Consider the following 19,372-nt stretch of genomic DNA (forward strand, 5'->3'; position numbering starts at 1 on the left):
AAAATAAATGTTTTAACAATATAGACATAAAATATAACAATTTACATGTATAAATTTATGTTTTGGGGTATATAATATACACAACAGAGGGGGAGATTCTTATGAAATTTTTCAAATTAGATTATCAACACAATAAAGATATTGTCGACGATAATGTTCTAACTATGTTTGTTATTGCTAAAAATAAAGATGAAGTAGAAGAATTTGCTAAAAAAGTAGGCTACTCAGTGGAAAACATTAAAAAATTAAGCCAAAAAGAATTTGACCACGAAAAAGAAGTCACTGAACATTATAGATTGGAACATGCAGATCAATATTTATAACGTTTAAGTGCAACAAGTAAAGTAATAAAAGGGGTAAGCTGTAGATTGCTAATTATTGGCAGACTACAGCTTTTTGAATATCATTTAAAAAACTTATGATTATAGAGATAGAGACATTGATTGGTTGAGGTACTAGGTTCAATTTACATTGAATAATATAAAAACGAAAGGTGGATTACTATGAGAGAAATTGAAAAACTTGATAAAGGTATGCCATATCATTTTGATGATAAAGAAGTAGCAGATCGTAAAGCAAGAGCCGCGCAATTATGCCAAGAATTTAATGCCATTCCTGCTACAGATTCAGAACAACAGGAAAAGAAAATTCGTGAAATATTAGGTTCGGCTGGAGATAACATTTCTTTTCAAGCTACATTCAATTGCGATAATGGAAGAAATATACATGTAGGGCATGATGTATTAACTAATTATAATCTTACTATTTTGGATATTGCACCAGTAACAATAGGCAATCATGTCATGATAGGTCCAAACGTCGATATTTATACTGTTAATCATCCTTTGAGTGCAAAAGGCAGACGAGAATATTTAGCACAAGCAAGCCTAGTTAATATAGGAAATGATGTTTGGATAGGAGGCAAGGTAACTATTACACCAGGTGTTACGATAGGTGATAATGTAGTTATTGCGTCAGGTGCAGTAGTAACAAAAGATATACCTGATAACTCACTTGCAGCAGGTGTACCGGCTAAAGTCATTAAACAATTAGAAGAATAGAGGCATAAACAGTTTTAATGAATCGCTAATTTCTGCAGTGAAGAATAAATCGGCTAATAATAAAGTTTTGAAAAGCTATACGAAAAAGGTCTGTTTAAATATGTAAAATCAATTATTAAGTGCATTAAAATGTAATTTTATACATTTATGTGTAATGATGAACCATTATTGTCTAATTTTTAAAAATTTTCTTGTTATTTACATTTTTCCTTTACAAAATATAATGTATAATGAACAAAAAATAACTAGGAGAATAAACAGACATGATGAAAAACAAATTGACATTAAAAGAGAATATTTTTATCGGATCAATGCTATTTGGTTTATTCTTTGGTGCAGGGAATATCATATTTCCAATTCATCTAGGACAAACAGCAGGATCAAACGTATTTATAGCCAATTTAGGCTTTTTAATTACAGCCATTGGGTTACCATTTTTAGGTATCATAGCAATCGGTATGTCTAAAACAAATGGCATTTTTGAAATTACTTCAAGGGTAAGTAAAACGTACGCATACATATTTACAATAGGTCTATATTTAGTAATCGGACCATTCTTTGCTTTACCTAGGTTAGCAACGACATCATTTGAAATTGCATTTTCACCATTTATCTCACCAGGTGCTGCGAAAATTTATTTACCGGTTTTTAGTATTATTTTCTTCTTATTAGCATGGTTCTTTGCGAGAAAACCATCTAAAATTTTAGATTACATAGGGAAATTTTTAAATCCTGTATTTTTAATCTTATTAGGTATCGTTGTTGTCTTAGCCTTTATCCATCCATTAGGTGGATTAACTAATGCGCCAGTAAGTGCGGATTATAGTAAGAGCCCACTGCTCAAAGGATTTATTGATGGTTATAATACTTTAGATGCATTAGCGTCACTAGCATTTGGTATTATCATCGTAACAACGATTAAAAAGTTAGGTATTACAAATCTTAATAGTATTGCTAAAGAAACAATTAAGTCAGGAACAATCAGTATTGTATTAATGGGTATCATATATAGCTTACTTGCGTTTATGGGTACAATGAGTATCGGTAAATTCAAAGTGAGTGAAAATGGAGGTATCGCATTAGCACAAATCGCGAGACATTATCTTGGAGATTACGGCATCATTATCCTATCATTGATTGTTATTGTGGCATGTTTAAAAACAGCTATTGGATTAATCACAGCCTTTTCTGAAACGTTTACTGAGTTGTTCCCGAAACGTAGCTACTTAATGTTTGCGACAGTAGTCAGTATTTTAGCATGTGTATTCGCTAACGTTGGTTTAACGAAAATCATTATGTATTCAACACCTGTATTGATTTTCATTTATCCATTAGCGATCACAATTATTTTATTAACATTAATTAGTCCATTATTTAACCACTCAACTATTGTTTATAGATTCACGATTTTCTTCACTATGATTGCTTCATTCATTGACGGAGTTAAAGCAAGTCCAGAACCATTTTTAAAAACATCATTTGCTAAATTCGTTATTTCATTAGGTGAAAAATACCTACCATTCTTCGATATTGGAATGGGATGGATTTTACCAGCATTGGTTGGCTTTATTATTGGCTTCATTGTTTACAAAGTTCGTTCAAATAAATCTTCAACAAATGAATAGAATTCTAAGAGTGTATCGCGTCTATCCTTAATAAGATAGGCGCGATTTTTTATATCAATTAAACAAATATTCATTAATATTATATGCGAAATAAAGAAGGCTTAAATAAATATTTATTTTTACTTAATAATGAATTAATAATCATTAATTAAGCTTAATCTAACGAAAATCTAAAGGATGGTTAATATGGAAATGGTAAAGTCTAAGCAAGATTTATACAGAATTATTGATGATTCTGATAAGCAACAGACTTCTAAAATGTTACTTTTAATGGTATTGGGAACGATATTTTTAGATGCATATGATATTACCATTTTAGGAACAATGACTGATCAAATTACAAAAGAGTTTCATTTATCTCCCACAATGTTATCCATTGTGATGACATCTTTACCTGTAGGTGCATTGATAGGTGCGATTTTTGGAGGGAGTTTAGCACACCGTTTTGGGAGAAAAAGAATCCTTTCTATTTCTCTTTTAATTCTTATCGTTACATCATTATGTGCAGCCATATCACCTAATTTATTTATGTTGTTAATTAGCCGATTTTTAATGGGAATCGCTATTGGTATGGATAGTCCAGTTGCCTTCACATTTATTGCAGAAATTAGTAATAAAGTACAAAGAGGTCGTAATGTTAATTACTGGCAAGTTGTATGGTACATCGCTATTGTAATATCTTCATTAGTGGTCATTATGTTTTTCTTATTAGGTGTTGGAGAACTCTTATGGAGAATGGCAGTTGCATTTGGAGGGGGTATTGCCCTCATATTATACATTATGAGATTGAAATACTTGAAAGAAAGTCCGACATGGATTGTTAATCATTTATCTCTTAAAAAAGCATCACTATATATTCAAAAGCATTATGACGTTCAAATTCAATTAGTAGAAAATGAAACAGATGTTAAAGAAATAGACACAGCTAAACCTGAATATAAAAGACTTTTAAAGCCGCCATACTTAAAAAGAATTACACTAGCAACAGCAATTTCTACCTTACAAGGAATGCAGTATTATGCGGTTGGTTTATATATCCCTATAATTGCAAAATATATGATAAGTGAAGATAAACTAGGTGTGCTACTTGGGACTGGAATTGTTAATATTGCTGGTATTATTGGTGCTTATTTAGGAGCACAATATACCTATCGGATAGGTACACGTAAACTCACAATGATAGGCTTTGCTATTGTACTCTTTGTCATGATTATGACGGGATTATTATATAGTGTTATGCCTATGATAATTAATTCATGTTTAATCGCACTATTCTTATTTGGACATGCAGGGGGACCAGGTACACAAGGTAAAACGATAGGAGCAATGTCATTTCCAACGCAATTACGTTCACAAGCGACAGGAATTGTAGAATCAGTAAGTAGAACAGGTAGTATTATAGGTACGTTCATATTCCCAATTATTTTAGCAACTGTAGGTTTAAATCAAACCATGTTAATTATTGGTCTTGTACCTTTAATAGGTTTAACAATTACGTTCGTACTGAAATGGGAGCCAGTTGGAAAGAATGTTGAGAATGAACTGCCTAATTAATGTAGTCAAAGAGTCTAATTGGGAGATACTTGTATATAACTGTCATGAAGGTATTATTTGACTGGAGGTAAGTGTTCGGTTTGTCTGAAGTTAGTGTGACGGTAGTCTGAAAATCTACTTTTCTTCAGTGTGCTATTCCCCTCCCCTATCTAGATTGATATGGCAGATCATTAATAATAAAGAAGACCTTCTCATTGCACATAAAATGCAATAAGAAGGTCTTTAGTTATAATTCAGATATTAGATTATAAATCGCTCATTTCAAATATGAGAGCAAAATCTTTATTATTTAGTTAAAAATTCTGAAGTTGTTGTTACTGAAGCGAAGTTTGATAATGCTGAAATATATGCAGTTTGTACATTTTTAGCATCGACTGTTTCGCCATTATACTCTAAGTCACAAGTAGCAGTTGTATCTTCAACTAGAATAGGTTGGTAGCCAAGTTCAGCCGCAGCTCTTGTTGTTGAATCAATACACATATGTGTCATCATACCTGTAATCACAAGTTGTTCAACACCTTGTGATTTTAAAGTGTCTTGTAAAGTTGTACCTAAAAAGCTATTAGGATATTGCTTTTCAATGATAATATCATCAGATTGTACGTTGAATTTTTCATGAATTTCAATACCATTAGTACCTGCTTCAAATAAAGGTGCACCTTCAGTATGATCAATATGTTGAATATAAATAACAGGTAATTGTTGTTCTTTAAATGCATCTTTCAATTGAACCGCTTTGTCTGTAGCAGTTTCAGGATTAACAAGTGGGTTTTTACCACCTTCGAAGTAATCATTTTGTATATCTATAATAATGAGTGCTTGTTTTTTAGTCATTTTATCTCTCCTAAACGTTTTGTTAATTCTAACGTATGTAACTAAAAAAAAGAAATATTTAGATTTGTGTCTAAATTGTGATCATTTCTCTTGAAAATTTTGTCAAAAGTATTACAATGGTATCTGTAACGTAATTGAAAACGCTTCTTAATTAGAAGAAGGTGAGTCAAATAGATAAAAGAAAAAAAGAGCAAGCCTTTGCTAATCTTGTACGTGCCTATCGCAAAGAACATGTGGGTAAAGGCCCTGAAAAAATCAATGTTGATTTTAAAGACAATTGGGCAATAGCTTTTATGCAAGGCGCATTAAGTAAAGTTGAAAACTTTTACTTGCGTGATGAACGTAATGAAGAAATGTTACGTCATGCACGAACACAAGAAGTAAAGCGTCTATATGATGAGGTCAATCCTGATGAGATGGAAGAACTTGTCGGTGCTAAATTTGTAAAACTATTTACAGATGTTGATTTAGCTGCTGATGAAGTAGTATCAATATTTGTTTTCGATAAATCAATAGAATAAGCGTGCTGGTGTAAGGTACCTGGTGCTGTTTGCTAACTACGCTTGAATAAAATTAATTATTCAAGGGGGTGATATGTGCAAATAGTAGCAGGTATTTTTGTGTATTAAGAAGTAATTTAAATTTTAAATAAAAAATTTTATAGGAGTGTATTATTTTATGAAAATAGTAGCATTATTTCCAGAATATGTAGAGGGCGAAGAAAATCAAATTTTAAATACTAAAAAAGCAATTGGTTTAAAACCATTTTTAGAAGATAAAGGACATGAATTAGTTATCTTAACAGATGGTGAAGCTGACTTAGATAAACACTTAGCAGATATGGATATTGTTATTAGCGCGCCATTCTATCCTGCTTATATGACTAAAGAACGTCTTGAAAAAGCACCAAACTTAAAATTAGCTATTACTGCAGGTGTTGGTTCTGACCACGTTGACTTAAAAGCAGCTAGTGAAAACAATGTTGGTGTTGTAGAAGTAACAGGTAGTAATACAGTAAGTGTTGCAGAACATGCTGTTATGGACTTATTAATCTTACTACGTAATTATGAAGAAGGTCATAGACAATCAGTTGAAGGCGAATGGAACCTTTCTAGAGTTGGTAATGACGCACATGAATTACAAAATAAAACAATCGGTATCTTTGGTTTTGGTAGAATTGGTCAATTAGTAGCTGAACGTTTAGCACCATTTAACGTAACAATTCAACATTATGACCCAATCAACCAAAAAGATAATGAACATTCAAAATTTGTAGACTTTGAAACATTAGTATCAACAAGTGATGCAATTACTATTCATGCACCACTTACACCAGATACAGATACACTATTTAATAATGATGTGTTAAGTAAAATGAAAGAAGGTAGTTATTTAGTTAACACAGCTAGAGGTAAAATTGTAGATACAGAAGCATTAGTAAAACAATTAGAATCTAAACACATTCAAGGCTATGCTGGTGACGTATGGTATCCACAACCTGCTCCTGCAGATCACCCTTGGAGAAATATGCCTAGAAATGCAATGACTGTACACTATTCAGGTATGACATTAGAAGCACAACAACGTATAGAAGAAGGTACAAAAGATATTTTAAATCGTTTCTTTAACAATGAACCATTCCAAGACAAAGATGTGATAGTTGACGGAGGTCAAATCACAAGCGCAAGCTATAACGCAAAATAATTCACACAACACCATAGCCATGGATATTACCCTTTCCCATCTCCCTTAAAAAAATATAAATCTATAATAGAGAAACATTGTTTACCCCTGGACAATGTTTCTCTATTTTTATTATTTAGCATCGATTACAAATTGGTTGTAATTTAGGTTTATCTTTTTCATAATAAACGGATAGATGTCCACATATTAATTGGAATGAGCAAAACTAGACTTTAGTTATAAATTAAAGGAGATAGATTATGTTATTCGAAAGAAATAAACCATTTACGAACGAAACATTACTTGATAAAGAAAATATATTAGAACTGATTCAATTTGAAAGATTTTGTCGTGATAACAGTCTTTGGGACAGTATGTATCAATGTTTTTCAAAAGATTCAACGGTAAATATTTCGTGGTTTAAAGGGTCAGGCGCTGAATTTGTAGAATCATCAAAAGAAATGAATCGTTATGCACCGCATCAAATTTATAATTCACAGATTTGGATTAATCAACATAGAGCAGTTGCAATTATGCAGGCAACAATCCAAGCACGATTACCTATTGAGGATGTTCAAATGCAACTCAATTCAGATGCGAAAATTGTGTATGGATTAGTTAAAGAAGGAGACACTTGGTATATCCAAAATATGGAATGTGTTTATGAAAAAGATAGTCTTACACCAGTCGTACCTTCAACGATTACTATTCCAGACGAACAGTTACAAGCATATCGTTCAAGTTATGCATGCTTAAGTTATTGCCTAAATTACATTGGTTATAGTGTAAATCATGAATTACAAGGTATTGATCGACCAGAGCAATTGAACGATTATTATCAACGTTTAGATCAATGGTTAACTTATCAAAACGACACGATATAAATAAAGGAGTATTAAAGATGAAAAAAATAGACTTACATTCACATTATCTTTCACCAGGATTTGTGAAATTTTTAGATGATTATTTTGATGGTAAAGGTGACGGTGTACCAACGCCTTCATTTTCAATAGATAGTTATTTAAAGTTAATGGAAGATGAAGAGATAGATTATAGTGTATTATCAATTTCAAGCCCACATTTAAGTGCTGCACCAGATAAAGAAATGCTTGAGTTAACTGAAGAAGTGAATACCTATGCTGCTGAGATGGTAACAGCGCATCAAGATAAATTAGACTACTTCGCATCATTACCATTACCTTTAGTAGACGAGAGTATTCAAATGATCGACCATGCCTTAGATGACCAACATGCATTAGGGTTTACATTACCAACCAATGCACGAGGTATTTATTTAGGTGATGATCGTTTAGATAAAATTCTTGCTAAACTAGATGAACGTCACGCATTAGTAGCAATTCATCCCAATGAACCTAAACCAGTTAATGATTCAATTAAAGAAAAAATACTATCACCATTGATGGAATTTTTCTTTGATACGACACGCGCGATTATTTTCATGAGTCAAAATAATGTGTTTAGTAAATATCCTAATATTAAATGGATTGTGCCACATAGCGGTGCATTGTTACCAGTGATTGCACAACGTGTGAGCATAGGTAATAAAATGTTTAATGTTGAAAATGGACCGGATGATATCGAACAAGTTATGAAAAACTTATACTTTGATTTAGCTGGTATGGTATTACCTTATCAATTACCAACATTATTAGAAATGGTGGATGAAGATAAAATTGTGTATGGTGCAGATGCGCCTTATACAACTGATGAAGTAATTAAATTATTAGCGAATCAGCTTGAATCTACAGATCAATTATCTAATGAACAAAAAGAAAAATTCTTATATAACAATGCAAGTAAATTGTTAGGATTTTCAAATAAATAATAGTATTTAAAAAAGGAGCGTTCCGATTGGAATGCTCCTTTTATATTTTGAATAAGTTATGACAATAAATCAGAATAAATCTTTTGTCCTCTTAATATTTCATCAATTATACATGATAGTGCTATACTTGAGTAAAGCGTTTTCCTAAAAATTTGGTCATTATAAAAAATATAGATAGAGGTGTTTAATAATGAATTTAGTCGCAATACTTATTGGTTTAGGACCACTAATAGGTTGGGGTCTATTTCCAACTATCGCTTCAAAATTTGGTGGTAAACCAGTAAACCAAATTATAGGTGCTACTGTCGGAACATTAATTTTTGCCATTGTGTTCTTTGCATCGACAAGTCATAGTTTCCCAACAGGTATGGATTTATTCTTTGCACTGTTATCAGGCGCAGGGTGGAGTTTTGGTCAAATCATGACATTCAAAGCATTTGAATATGTAGGATCATCACGTGCAATGCCAGTAACAACAGCATTTCAATTGTTAGGTGCTTCTTTATGGGGCGTCTTTGCACTTGGTAACTGGCCTGGTGTTACAAATAAAATTATCGGATTTATCGCATTAATTGTTATTTTAATTGGTGCGCGTATGACAGTTTGGGATGAGCATCCAGAAGCAACAAATAGCAAATCATTAAGAAAAGCAGTTGTGATTTTATTAATTGGTGAAATTGGTTATTGGTTATATTCAGCAGCACCACAAGCGACAGATATCGGTGGTAAAGCAGCATTCTTACCACAAGCAATCGGTATGGTGATTGTAGCTGTTATTTATGGATTGATGAACATGAAAGAAAGTAATCCATTTACTATGAAAGTAACATGGTTGCAAATTATCTCAGGTTTCTTCTTTGCATTTGCAGCGTTGACATATCTTATCTCTGCACAACCAAATATGAATGGTTTAGCAACAGGTTTCGTACTATCTCAAACTTCTGTTGTGCTTGCAACTTTAACTGGCATTTACTTCTTAAACCAACGTAAAACATCTAAAGAAATGTTAGTCACTGTCATTGGATTAGTACTTATTTTAGTAGCAGCGACTGTAACAGTATTTATCAAATAATAAAGAGGAGAGATTTTGATGAAGAAAACAGCATTACTCAATAGTCATGTATCAAAAGCTATCGCAACGATTGGTCATTATGATTTACTGACAGTTAACGACGCGGGAATGCCTATCCCAAATGATGATAGAAGAATTGATTTAGCAGTAACAAAGGAATTACCTAAATTTATTGATGTACTAGAAACAGTATTATCAGAAATGAAAATTCAAAAAATTTATTTAGCTGAAGAAATCAAAACAAATAATGCGACACAGTTAAAACAAATTAAAAATTTAATTGATGATGATGTGGAAATTGAATTTATTCCACATTCAGAAATGAAAGCATATTTAAGTCATCCATTAAATAAAGGAAATATACGTACTGGTGAAACTACACCATTCTCTAATATCATCCTTGAATCAAACGTAACATTTTAATTAATTGAAACGGAGAGGTTGTTATGACTAATAAAGTCGTTATTTTGGGATCTACAAATGTAGACCAATTTTTAACAGTTGAACGATATGCCAAACCAGGGGAAACATTACATGTGGAAAAAGCACAACAATCCTATGGTGGCGGTAAAGGTGCCAACCAAGCTATTGCAACAGCACGTATGAAAGCTAATACGACATTTATTTCTAAAGTAGGTAAAGATGGATTAGCGCAATTTATGTTCGACGATTTTAAAGATGCAGGTATGAATATAGATTATATTTTAGAATCTGAAACTGAATCAACTGGCCAAGCATTTATCACTGTTGACGCGCAAGGTCAAAATACGATTTACGTCTATGGCGGTGCAAATATGGCCATTACACCAGAAGATGTTGTTAGTGCTAAAGAGGCAATTACACAAGCAGATTTCATTGTTGCACAGTTAGAAGTACCGGTACCAGCAATCATTGAAGCTTTCAAAGTAGCAAGAGCAGCAGGTGTAACGACAGTCTTAAATCCAGCACCAGCCAAGGAATTACCACAAGAATTATTGGAATTAATTGATGTGATTGTGCCTAATGAATTTGAAGCAGAAATATTATCAGGCACCCCTGTCACAGATGAAGCGTCTATGGCACAAAATGCGAATTATTTCTTAGGATTAGGTGCAAAAGTGGTCATCATTACTTTAGGAGAACAAGGTACATATTATGCCGTTGAAAATGATTCTGGATTAGTACCAGCTCAAAAAGTAAAAGCCATTGATACAACAGCAGCAGGAGATACTTTTATCGGCGCTTTCGTCAGTCGATTTAATATGGAAGAACGTAATCTTGTTGAAGCCATTGATTTTGCTAACAGGGCAGCTTCACTTACAGTACAAAAATCAGGCGCACAAGCCTCTATTCCTTTAGCAGAAGAAGTAGAATAATTATATAAACCTCTGATAGTCTTCTTTTTGAACGGCTAATCAGAGGTTTTTAATTTCTAAAAAGTATTAATCAAATCAATCATTTGAATTATAAAGAAAGGTATCTTATATTTAATAGTACACCCGGTGTACTATTAAATAATTACTTTTGAAATAGGGGCAATAAAATGAATATTAATCAACTAGAACAATCCATTAACCAATTTCATGTTGTAATGATGCACATTAATAAAGAAATCGATGACATGGTTAAAGAAACAGGACTTGATGATGTATTATCAAGAGAACAAATTGAAGCACTTAGAATGATACAAGCTAATGGTTCAATGACTATTGGAGAATTAGCCACACAGCAAAATATATTTAAGACGGCAGCCTCAAAGAGAATAAATAAACTTCAAGACAAAGGCTATGTAGCGCAAGCACCTTCTGATAATAAGCGAATTAAATTAATCACATTAACTGATGAGGGTGAGAAATTGATTAGTGAAGTAACTTCAAAAATTGCTAATACTTTGAAATCAAGATTAAATAATGAATTTAGTGAGCAAGAACTTATCGACTTCGTGAATCAACTCGATCAACTAGAACAAGTATTAAGCAGACATCATTAAACATTCATTTAAAGGAGAGATAAAGATGAAAACAGATATGAGGGCAATGGTTATCTATCAATATGGAAATAACCCTGTAACTGAAACACGTATGCCGATACCAAGTATGAATCCAAATGAAGTAAGAGTAAAAATTATAGCAGCAAGTATAAATCCTATAGATTTTAAAATTAGAGATGGTGAGTTACGTATATTATTGAAATATCAATTCCCGCTCATACTAGGAAATGATTTTTCTGGTGTCATTACAGAAGTTGGTAGTAACGTAAAACAATTTAAAATTGGAGACGAGGTATATGGTCGTCCACGGAAAAAGAAAATAGGCACATTTGCAGAGTATATTTCAATTGATGAACATGATATTGCTTTAAAACCAAATAATTTAACTTTTGAAGAAGCAGCGAGTGTACCTCTTGTTGGTCTAACATCATATCAAGCGTTTAATGATATGATGAAACTTAAAAAAGGTGATAAAGTATTAATTCAAGCTGGATCAGGTGGTGTAGGTACATTTGCTATTCAATTGGCTAAAGCAATGGGATTATTTGTAGCGACAACAGCAAGTCCTAAAGGATACGACCTTGTATCACAATTAGGTGCTGATAAAATAATTAATTATAGAGAACAAAACTTTTGGAAAGAAATATCAAACTATGATGGTGTATTTGATACATTGGGTGGAGATAATTTGAATCATTCATTTGAGGTACTCAAGACTGGCGGTACAGTGGCATCAGTTTCAGGTATTCCAACAGCTAAACTAGGACGACGTTTGAAACTTGGATTTGCTAAAACTACGCTATTAGGCTTGGCATCTTTAAAACTATTACTTAAAGCAAAGAAACATCATGTCAATTATGAATTTTTATTTATGGAACCTAGCGGCGAACAGCTTGAAATCATTCGCAACTTAATTGAAAAAGGTCAAATTAAACCAGTTATAGATAGAGTATATGATTTTAAAGATACTCAACAAGCTATTGAATATTCAAATAGCGGTAGAGCTAAAGGGAAAATTATTATTAAGATGGAAGATAAATAGAGAATAGGGAGCCGATACAATGAAAAAAATAATGATAGTAAATACAAGTACTGATGTCTTTGAAGGTACTGAAATACCAACTGGTTTATGGTTAAGTGAACTCGTACATTTTTATAATCAATTTAGAAGTGATGACTACCAAGTCGATTTATTCAACATTACAGGTGGCAACACACCTATCGATCCAGTAAGTCTTGGACGTCTAACATTAGATAAAACGACTAAATCATATTTATATGATGAGAACTTTATGAATTTATTGAACTATGCGCAACCTATTGCTGAAGCGGACCCTAAGCAATATGACGCCATTTATTTTACAGGTGGTCATGGTGTGATGTTTGATTTTCCTGATAATAAAGATGCACAAAATGCAATTAATGAAATTTATAATCATGGTGGTATTGTTTCAGCTGTATGTCACGGCATCGCAGGATTATTAAATGCTAAGAATAGTAAAGGACGTTTCATTATTGATCAACATCAATTGACTGGATTTTCAAATGTAGAAGAAGTGTTGGCCAATCGTAAAAATGTCGTTCCTTTTAAATTAGAAGACGAAATTAAACGTCGTGGCGCACATTATAGTAAAGCTAAATTGCCATTTCGTCCATATGTTGTTGTTGATGGACAAATCGTTACTGGCCAAAACCCACAATCACCAGAACATGTTGCCCGTGAAGTAAAAGCATTGTTAAATAAATAGATTAGAATAAAAAAGAGTACTTGATTATAGTTGAAATCAAGTACTTCTTTATTATGAAGATTAAATGATTAAACTTTTCGATAGCGTTTGAGTCCAATGATATTGAGTAGAATGAAAATAATGATAAATAAACAAAGTATCATTACATCAAACCAAATATGATACCAACCTTGCCCTTTAATCATAATATTTGTTAAAGCGTCACCAGCATATCGAAGTGGGAACAAGTAGCCAATATTACTTAACCAAGGTGTCATGTTTTCTAGTGGAAAGATACCAGAAAAGAACACTTGTGGGATGGCAACGATAGGTATGAATTGAACCATTTGAAATTCTGAATTAGCAAATGTAGAGATAAATATTCCCATTACTAACGCTGTAATAGCTAGTAAAATATTAATGAGCAAGACATACCCCAGACTACCTGCTAAGTTGATACTTAATAAATAGATTGAAAACAGGACAATGATAAGCGTTTGTATAATAGCGAAAATACCGTAGCCGAATAGATAACCAAAGACAATTTCACTACGTCTGATAGGAGTTGATAACACACGTTCTAAAGTACCTGTCGTACGTTCACGCAGTAGTGCAATTCCTGAAATAAGAAAGACGAAGAAAAATACAAAGAATCCCATTAAAATTGGGAACATTTTATCAAAATAGTTACTATCTTTGTCTCCATATAAATAGCTATTGTCTATTTTAGTATCTTCTGATTGTTTTCCTTTTGCAGCTTGAGGCATAGAATTGATTATCTTTTTAACGTCAGACATTTTATTTTTCTGAATTGACTGATGTAATAATTGTTTAATTGAACCTGATTTACTTGGATCTTCGTTTGTATATGTGACATGCAAAGTATGTTTATCTTGATAAATATAGGCATCTAAATCGTTGTTTTCTATTTTAGATTTAATATTTTTGTCTGAATCAAAGTGTTTAAAAGAAACATCATCATTTTTAATATTATCAGTAACATGGCTTGATACAGAATCGGCAACACCAATTTTCAAATCGGTATCTTCATCAGAATTAAATACAAAATACATGAGTGTGAGAACTAATAAAGGTGCTAAGAACATAAGTGCCAATGTGCGCTTATCTCTTAGTAATTCTATAATGACACGTTGAATGATAGCCATCAGTTTCATTAGTGTTTAACCTCCTCTGCTTTTATAAAGACTTCTTCAATTGTTTTGACTTTGAATTTTTGTTTTAATTCATTAGGTGTTCCTATAGCAAATAGTCGTCCTTCAACTATGAGACCTATTTTGTCACAACGTTCAGCTTCGTCCATTACATGTGTAGTGACAATGACACTTTTACCTTCATGAGTTAAATTTTTTAATTGAGACCAGACCTGTTGTCTCAGCTTAGGATCAATACCGACAGTCGGTTCATCTAGTATGATAAGGCTTGGATTAGCTAATAGTGTAATTGCCAGTGATAATCGACGTTTCATACCACCGGAGAATGTATTAACAGTCTTAGTTAGTGAATTTTCTAAATTGACTAATTGTAAATTTTTACCAATACTCTGTTTTAATTGTTCACCTTTTAATTCTGCTAAATGACCAAAAAAGGTTAAATTCTCTTTAGCTGATAATGATTCATATAGTGCATCAGTTTGTCCCATATAACCAATATGACTCAATACACGTCGATGGGGCATTTTTTTATTAAAAACTTGTGTTGAACCAGAATTTAATTTTTCCATACCTAATAAGCATTTAATTGTTGTTGTCTTACCTGAACCACTTGGACCAATTAGTCCTAATAGTTCTCCTTCATGAATTTCAAGGCTAATATGATCTAATACTTTATGTTTATCGTATATTTTTACTGCATCAGTTAATGCTGCGATTGGCTTTGTCATATTCATTTACCTCCTTATTTGACACTGTGTCTAATTACTGTATATTCAATATAAATCAGATTTACATATAAAAGTATATTAATTGAAAAGTATTAGACAAATCATAAATAGATGTTCAATAAAGTTAGTGAGATGAAGAAAATGGATGAACAAGTGGTTGATAAACGTGTATATAAAACGTTAATGAGAATAGAAAAAGGCATAATTAAGTTATTAGAAAATAAATCATATAATGAAATTACTGTAAAAGACATTTGTCTTAAAAGTGGTATTAGTAGAGGGACTTTCTATCAACATTATAAAGATAAAGATGATTTTTTATTTAAATATCAGCAAGCAATGATGAAGAAAGGAAAGAAACGCTTAGCGAACATTCACTTTACACATCGTCTTCAATTTTTTGAATATGCTTTGAACTTTTGGCTTAATGAAGGGGAATTATTCCTATTATTGTTAAAAGATAATGGTGCTTATACTATTCATCAAGTAATGAAGCAGAATTTACAGCAAAATATTGAAGTACAGTTAATACCTATCGTCAATACTCAAACATTAACGACTAAAGAAAAATATTTTTTAATTATTTTTATGAGCAATGCAGTCTTTGGTGTTTTACAAGATTGGGTAAAGCGTGGCAGACAAGAATCACCTAAAGAATTAACCTTAATTATTGATAAAATTTTTAACACAGTATTTGCCTAATAAGAATTTAAAATACATCAGTATCAAGGAAATTATTTTTAGAATGGCACTATTTTTATTATGTTACACATATCTATAATAATAAAATAAATTATTAAAACGCGCATAAGATCACCTTACTAAGACACATAGTAAGGTGATTTTTTGTATATAGAATAGACATTTTTGATGGGTTTAATATATCAGTATCAATCCCATATTTAAAGGCACAAATTTAATAAATATATGGAATTTTAATGAAAATTATTATCAATTATATTGACAATAATATCTTAGTCATATATTATCTTCTTTAAATCGTAATAATTACTATTTGTTTCGTGCAACTGTTTTGCATTTTTGGATATATAGGTCAGAACTGGCTTATATCAATAAATGTAAAAAGAATTTACAACATAAAGGAGTATTATATGCAACGACAAGTTGTTGAATTTTCTAAGTATAATCCGTCTGGAAATATGACTATTCTTGTACATTCACAACATTGTCCAAGTGACTATGCAAGGATTGCCAATCAACTAATGGCATCTACACATGTATGTTGTGAACAAGTAGGTTTTATAGAATCTATGACAGAAGACAATGGTGAAACACTTCGTTTAGTAATGAGTGGAAATGAATTTTGTGGCAATGCAACAATGTCTTACATTCAATATTTAAAGGAGCACAAACTACTGACATCAAAACAATGTTATGTCGATGTATCTGGATGTGAAGAGTTAGTACCTTGCACGATACATGATTATCAATTATATGAAGTTGGCATGCCCCAAGTACAGCAAGTATCACAGGAATATTTACATATTGGGCAACAGGTATGGCAAGCGATAAAGGTGACATATGACTCATATGTACATTATGTCATTCCAATAGAAGAGATTTCGCCGTCCATTAAACATCAAATAGAGCAATATGTTAAAAATCAGCAGTGGGATCATCAATATAAAACTATTGGCATCATGTTATTTCATGTGCAAAAACAATTTCTCCACCCTTTAATTTATATACCAGAAGTGGAAAGTTTAATTTGGGAGAATAGCTGTGGTTCTGGCGCGGCTACTATAGGTGTATTTAATAATTATCAAAGTCAAAAATCTTGTACTGATTATATTGTATATCAACCAGGTGGCAGTATTTCAGTAACATCTAAGTACTGCCCGACTCATGGATATCATACTTCAATTAAAGGTAGCGTATCTACTGTTGCATCAGGAAAAGCTTATATAGAACAGGAGACGATGGTAAATTGATGAATTCAAAGATAGAGATAGATCATCTTTTACAACAATATTTAAATCAATTTGAAAAGGTGTATCAAGATGTGATTCAGAATCCAAATGACATTAATAAGTTAGAAACATTGGTTGATAGCTATAGTCAATTCATATTGAATTCAACACAGCAAGAACAATTTGTAGCTTGGCAAGATGAAGAGAGAAAACATCAACTCACGCAACAACTACAAGACATTACAGCACAGTGTGTAAAACAAGTTGAAATGATAAGAGCAAGACGATTGTTAGACGGTAAGACGTCTACCTCAGGATACTTTGACAATATTGAACATTGCATTGATGAAGAATTTGGACAATGGCGTATAGGTAAGGATGATAAATTGTTACTTGTTGGATCAGGTGCGTATCCAATGACATTAATACAAGTTGCTAAAGAAACTGGTGCTTCTGTTATTGGTATTGATATTGATAGTGAAGCTGTGGACTTAGGTCAACGTGTCGTTAATGTATTAGCACCTAACGAAAATATTGAAATATCAAACAAAACTGTAGATCAAATACCTGATATCAATGAAGTGACACATATTATTTTTAGTTCAACCATACCTGTTAAATATGACATCTTAGACCAACTATTTGAATTAACGAACGATAACGTGGTTGTAGCTATGCGTTATGGCGATGATCTGAAATCGATATTTAATTATCCCTCACAACCAACATTAACGCATCATTGGCAATGTGTTTATCGATTAGTACAAGAGAATCAAATTTTTGATATCGCATTATATCAAAAGCCTTTGTTAAAAGAGGATAAAACGTATGTCTAATGTACTAATTATTGGTAGTGGTCCTGTTGGCGTACAACTAGCACAAATTTGTCATCAATTATCAATTAAAGATATAGATATGGTTGGTCGTGCTACTACATCCGAGAAATCGTTAGCAGTCTATAACGGTTATCAACACGACGGTATGTTCAAAGTTACAACGCAAAATGAAGCTCATAGTCAATTTGCAGGGGAATTCCGAATTCGTCGTTTTTATAAAGACATTCAACATGTGAATCAACTATACGACACAATCATTTTGGCATGTACTGCCGATGCGTATTGTTCTATGCTGCGTCAATTAGATTCCAATACATTGCAAAAGATCAAACATATTATATTAGTGTCGCCGACGTTTGGTTCGCATATGATGATAGAACAATTAATGAAAGACAAGAATGAGGATGTTGAGATCATTTCATTTTCAACATACCTAGGAGATACAAGAGTCATTGACTCGGCTCAACCTCATTGTGTACTTACAACAGGAGTGAAATCGAAGTTATTTGTAGGTTCGAATAAACAATCATCAAATTTAATGAATCAATTACAGTTATTATTTAAGAGATTAAATATAAAGCTTTCAGTGATGAATACACCATTACATGCGGAAATACGTAATAGTTCACTATATGTACACCCGCCATTGTTTATGAATGATTTTTCATTAAAAGCTATTTTCGAAGGTACAGACGTACCTGTTTATGTATATAAATTATTTCCAGAAGGACCAATTACAATGACGCTAATTAGTGAAATGCGTCAGATGTGGCAAGAGATGATGGCAATATTACAGAAATTAAGTGTGCCCTCAGTCAATCTTTTGAAATTTATGGTTAAAGAAAATTATCCAGTGAGACCAGAAACGTTAAAAGAGGTGGATATCAGTCAATTTAAATCTTTACCTAGCGTAAAACAAGAATATCTACTCTATGTGAGATATTCAGCTATATTAATTGATCCATTTTCACAACCAGATCAAGAGGGTCGCTATTTCGACTTTTCAGCGGTTCCGTTCAAACAGTTATATCAAAACGAAGAGGGTGTCGTACATATACCAAGAATGCCTAGTGAAGATTATTATCGTACAACGGTTATTCAGTCTATTGGTAAAGCTTTAGAAGTGCCTACACCTATGATAGATGAATTGTTAGAGAGATATAAAACATATTGTCGACATTACCAAAGTCAACATCCGCATCAATCACTATCTTCTCAATTTGAGCTTAATCATTTCCAACAGGATATATCACTCATTAAGACTTATTTAGCAATGCAATAGGGATTTTTTAAAGATTTGAGGTTTTAAGAAGAGACAACACACTTTTCAATAT

At 32.2% G+C, this 19,372-nt stretch carries 21 protein-coding genes; 18 read left to right on the forward strand and 3 right to left on the reverse strand.

Annotation, left to right across the window (positions count from 1 at the left end; genetic code table 11):
• Positions 1 to 101 precede the first annotated feature (101 nt).
• From CD121_RS00240 to CD121_RS00255, 4 genes are all read left to right on the forward strand, one after another.
• Positions 102 to 323, forward strand: coding sequence for a hypothetical protein (locus CD121_RS00240; protein WP_126567231.1), 222 nt, complete (start codon positions 102 to 104; stop codon positions 321 to 323).
• Positions 324 to 503: 180 nt separating this feature from the next.
• Positions 504 to 1,061, forward strand: coding sequence for a sugar O-acetyltransferase (locus tag CD121_RS00245; protein ID WP_126567232.1), 558 nt, complete (start codon positions 504 to 506; stop codon positions 1,059 to 1,061).
• A 263-nt stretch (positions 1,062 to 1,324) separates the two neighbouring features.
• Positions 1,325 to 2,686 carry a branched-chain amino acid transport system II carrier protein gene (gene brnQ, locus CD121_RS00250; protein WP_185817732.1) on the forward strand — a complete coding sequence of 454 codons (1,362 nt, stop codon included), beginning with the start codon at positions 1,325 to 1,327 and terminating at the stop codon, positions 2,684 to 2,686.
• 186 nt (positions 2,687 to 2,872) lie between these two features.
• Positions 2,873 to 4,240 (forward strand): MFS transporter, encoded by a 1,368-nt coding sequence (locus CD121_RS00255; RefSeq protein WP_119622639.1) that lies wholly within the window; start codon positions 2,873 to 2,875, stop codon positions 4,238 to 4,240.
• A 285-nt stretch (positions 4,241 to 4,525) separates the two neighbouring features.
• On the opposite strand, the gene CD121_RS00260 is transcribed toward CD121_RS00255, so the two are convergent.
• Positions 4,526 to 5,074, reverse strand: a complete 549-nt coding sequence (locus CD121_RS00260; RefSeq protein ID WP_126567233.1) for a cysteine hydrolase family protein — start codon at positions 5,072 to 5,074, stop codon at positions 4,526 to 4,528.
• A 161-nt stretch (positions 5,075 to 5,235) separates the two neighbouring features.
• Between CD121_RS00260 and CD121_RS00265 the strand changes: the two genes are divergently transcribed.
• The 10 genes from CD121_RS00265 to CD121_RS00310 all read left to right on the forward strand — a co-directional run bounded on the left by CD121_RS00265 (position 5,236) and on the right by CD121_RS00310 (position 13,392).
• Entirely contained in the window at positions 5,236 to 5,595 is a 360-nt protein-coding gene (locus CD121_RS00265; protein ID WP_017637794.1) for a Na-translocating system protein MpsC family protein, read from the forward strand.
• A gap of 157 nt (positions 5,596 to 5,752) precedes the next feature.
• The gene (locus tag CD121_RS00270; protein WP_126567234.1) at positions 5,753 to 6,778 is read left to right on the forward strand and encodes an NAD-dependent formate dehydrogenase; all 1,026 of its coding nucleotides are present in this window, start codon (positions 5,753 to 5,755) and stop codon (positions 6,776 to 6,778) included.
• Between the two features lie 239 nt (positions 6,779 to 7,017).
• Positions 7,018 to 7,641, forward strand: coding sequence for a nuclear transport factor 2 family protein (locus CD121_RS00275; RefSeq protein ID WP_046467261.1), 624 nt, complete (start codon positions 7,018 to 7,020; stop codon positions 7,639 to 7,641).
• 17 nt (positions 7,642 to 7,658) lie between these two features.
• Positions 7,659 to 8,603, forward strand: a complete 945-nt coding sequence (locus CD121_RS00280) for an amidohydrolase family protein (protein ID WP_046467260.1) — start codon at positions 7,659 to 7,661, stop codon at positions 8,601 to 8,603.
• Between the two features lie 190 nt (positions 8,604 to 8,793).
• Entirely contained in the window at positions 8,794 to 9,675 is an 882-nt protein-coding gene (gene rbsU / locus CD121_RS00285) for a ribose/proton symporter RbsU (protein WP_126567235.1), read from the forward strand.
• Positions 9,676 to 9,693: 18 nt separating this feature from the next.
• Positions 9,694 to 10,098, forward strand: a complete 405-nt coding sequence (gene rbsD, locus CD121_RS00290; protein ID WP_029056702.1) for a D-ribose pyranase — start codon at positions 9,694 to 9,696, stop codon at positions 10,096 to 10,098.
• A 23-nt stretch (positions 10,099 to 10,121) separates the two neighbouring features.
• Entirely contained in the window at positions 10,122 to 11,030 is a 909-nt protein-coding gene (gene rbsK / locus CD121_RS00295; RefSeq protein WP_046467258.1) for a ribokinase, read from the forward strand.
• Between the two features lie 167 nt (positions 11,031 to 11,197).
• The gene (locus tag CD121_RS00300) at positions 11,198 to 11,644 is read left to right on the forward strand and encodes a MarR family winged helix-turn-helix transcriptional regulator (protein WP_117239442.1); all 447 of its coding nucleotides are present in this window, start codon (positions 11,198 to 11,200) and stop codon (positions 11,642 to 11,644) included.
• Positions 11,645 to 11,681: 37 nt separating this feature from the next.
• Positions 11,682 to 12,686: an NADP-dependent oxidoreductase gene (locus CD121_RS00305; protein WP_070451950.1), complete on the forward strand. Its 1,005-nt coding sequence runs from the start codon at positions 11,682 to 11,684 to the stop codon at positions 12,684 to 12,686.
• Positions 12,687 to 12,705: 19 nt separating this feature from the next.
• Positions 12,706 to 13,392 carry a type 1 glutamine amidotransferase domain-containing protein gene (locus tag CD121_RS00310; RefSeq protein ID WP_126567236.1) on the forward strand — a complete coding sequence of 229 codons (687 nt, stop codon included), beginning with the start codon at positions 12,706 to 12,708 and terminating at the stop codon, positions 13,390 to 13,392.
• 68 nt (positions 13,393 to 13,460) lie between these two features.
• On the opposite strand, the gene CD121_RS00315 is transcribed toward CD121_RS00310, so the two are convergent.
• Both CD121_RS00315 and CD121_RS00320 read right to left on the reverse strand, forming a co-directional pair.
• Positions 13,461 to 14,546 (reverse strand): ABC transporter permease, encoded by a 1,086-nt coding sequence (locus tag CD121_RS00315; protein ID WP_017637783.1) that lies wholly within the window; start codon positions 14,544 to 14,546, stop codon positions 13,461 to 13,463.
• Positions 14,546 to 15,271, reverse strand: coding sequence for an ABC transporter ATP-binding protein (locus CD121_RS00320; RefSeq protein ID WP_017637782.1), 726 nt, complete (start codon positions 15,269 to 15,271; stop codon positions 14,546 to 14,548). The genes CD121_RS00315 and CD121_RS00320 overlap by 1 nt, the downstream gene beginning before the upstream one ends.
• A gap of 141 nt (positions 15,272 to 15,412) precedes the next feature.
• Here CD121_RS00320 and CD121_RS00325 point away from each other — a divergent pair, with 141 nt between their 5' ends.
• From CD121_RS00325 to cntM, 4 genes are all read left to right on the forward strand, one after another.
• A complete protein-coding gene (locus CD121_RS00325; RefSeq protein WP_082082900.1) occupies positions 15,413 to 15,973 on the forward strand; it encodes a TetR/AcrR family transcriptional regulator in 561 nt (186 codons plus the stop codon).
• 410 nt (positions 15,974 to 16,383) lie between these two features.
• Complete coding sequence (cntK, locus tag CD121_RS00330) at positions 16,384 to 17,223, forward strand: histidine racemase CntK (protein ID WP_126567237.1); 840 nt, start codon at positions 16,384 to 16,386, stop codon at positions 17,221 to 17,223.
• Positions 17,223 to 18,038: a staphylopine biosynthesis enzyme CntL gene (cntL, locus tag CD121_RS00335; protein ID WP_126567258.1), complete on the forward strand. Its 816-nt coding sequence runs from the start codon at positions 17,223 to 17,225 to the stop codon at positions 18,036 to 18,038. Before cntK ends, cntL begins: the two co-directional genes overlap by 1 nt.
• A complete protein-coding gene (gene cntM, locus CD121_RS00340) occupies positions 18,031 to 19,320 on the forward strand; it encodes a staphylopine biosynthesis dehydrogenase (RefSeq protein WP_126567238.1) in 1,290 nt (429 codons plus the stop codon). The genes cntL and cntM overlap by 8 nt, the downstream gene beginning before the upstream one ends.
• Positions 19,321 to 19,372 lie beyond the last annotated feature (52 nt).

The organism is Staphylococcus pasteuri, from assembly GCF_003970495.1.
In the GTDB taxonomy this organism is placed as follows: Bacteria; Bacillota; Bacilli; order Staphylococcales; family Staphylococcaceae; genus Staphylococcus; species Staphylococcus pasteuri.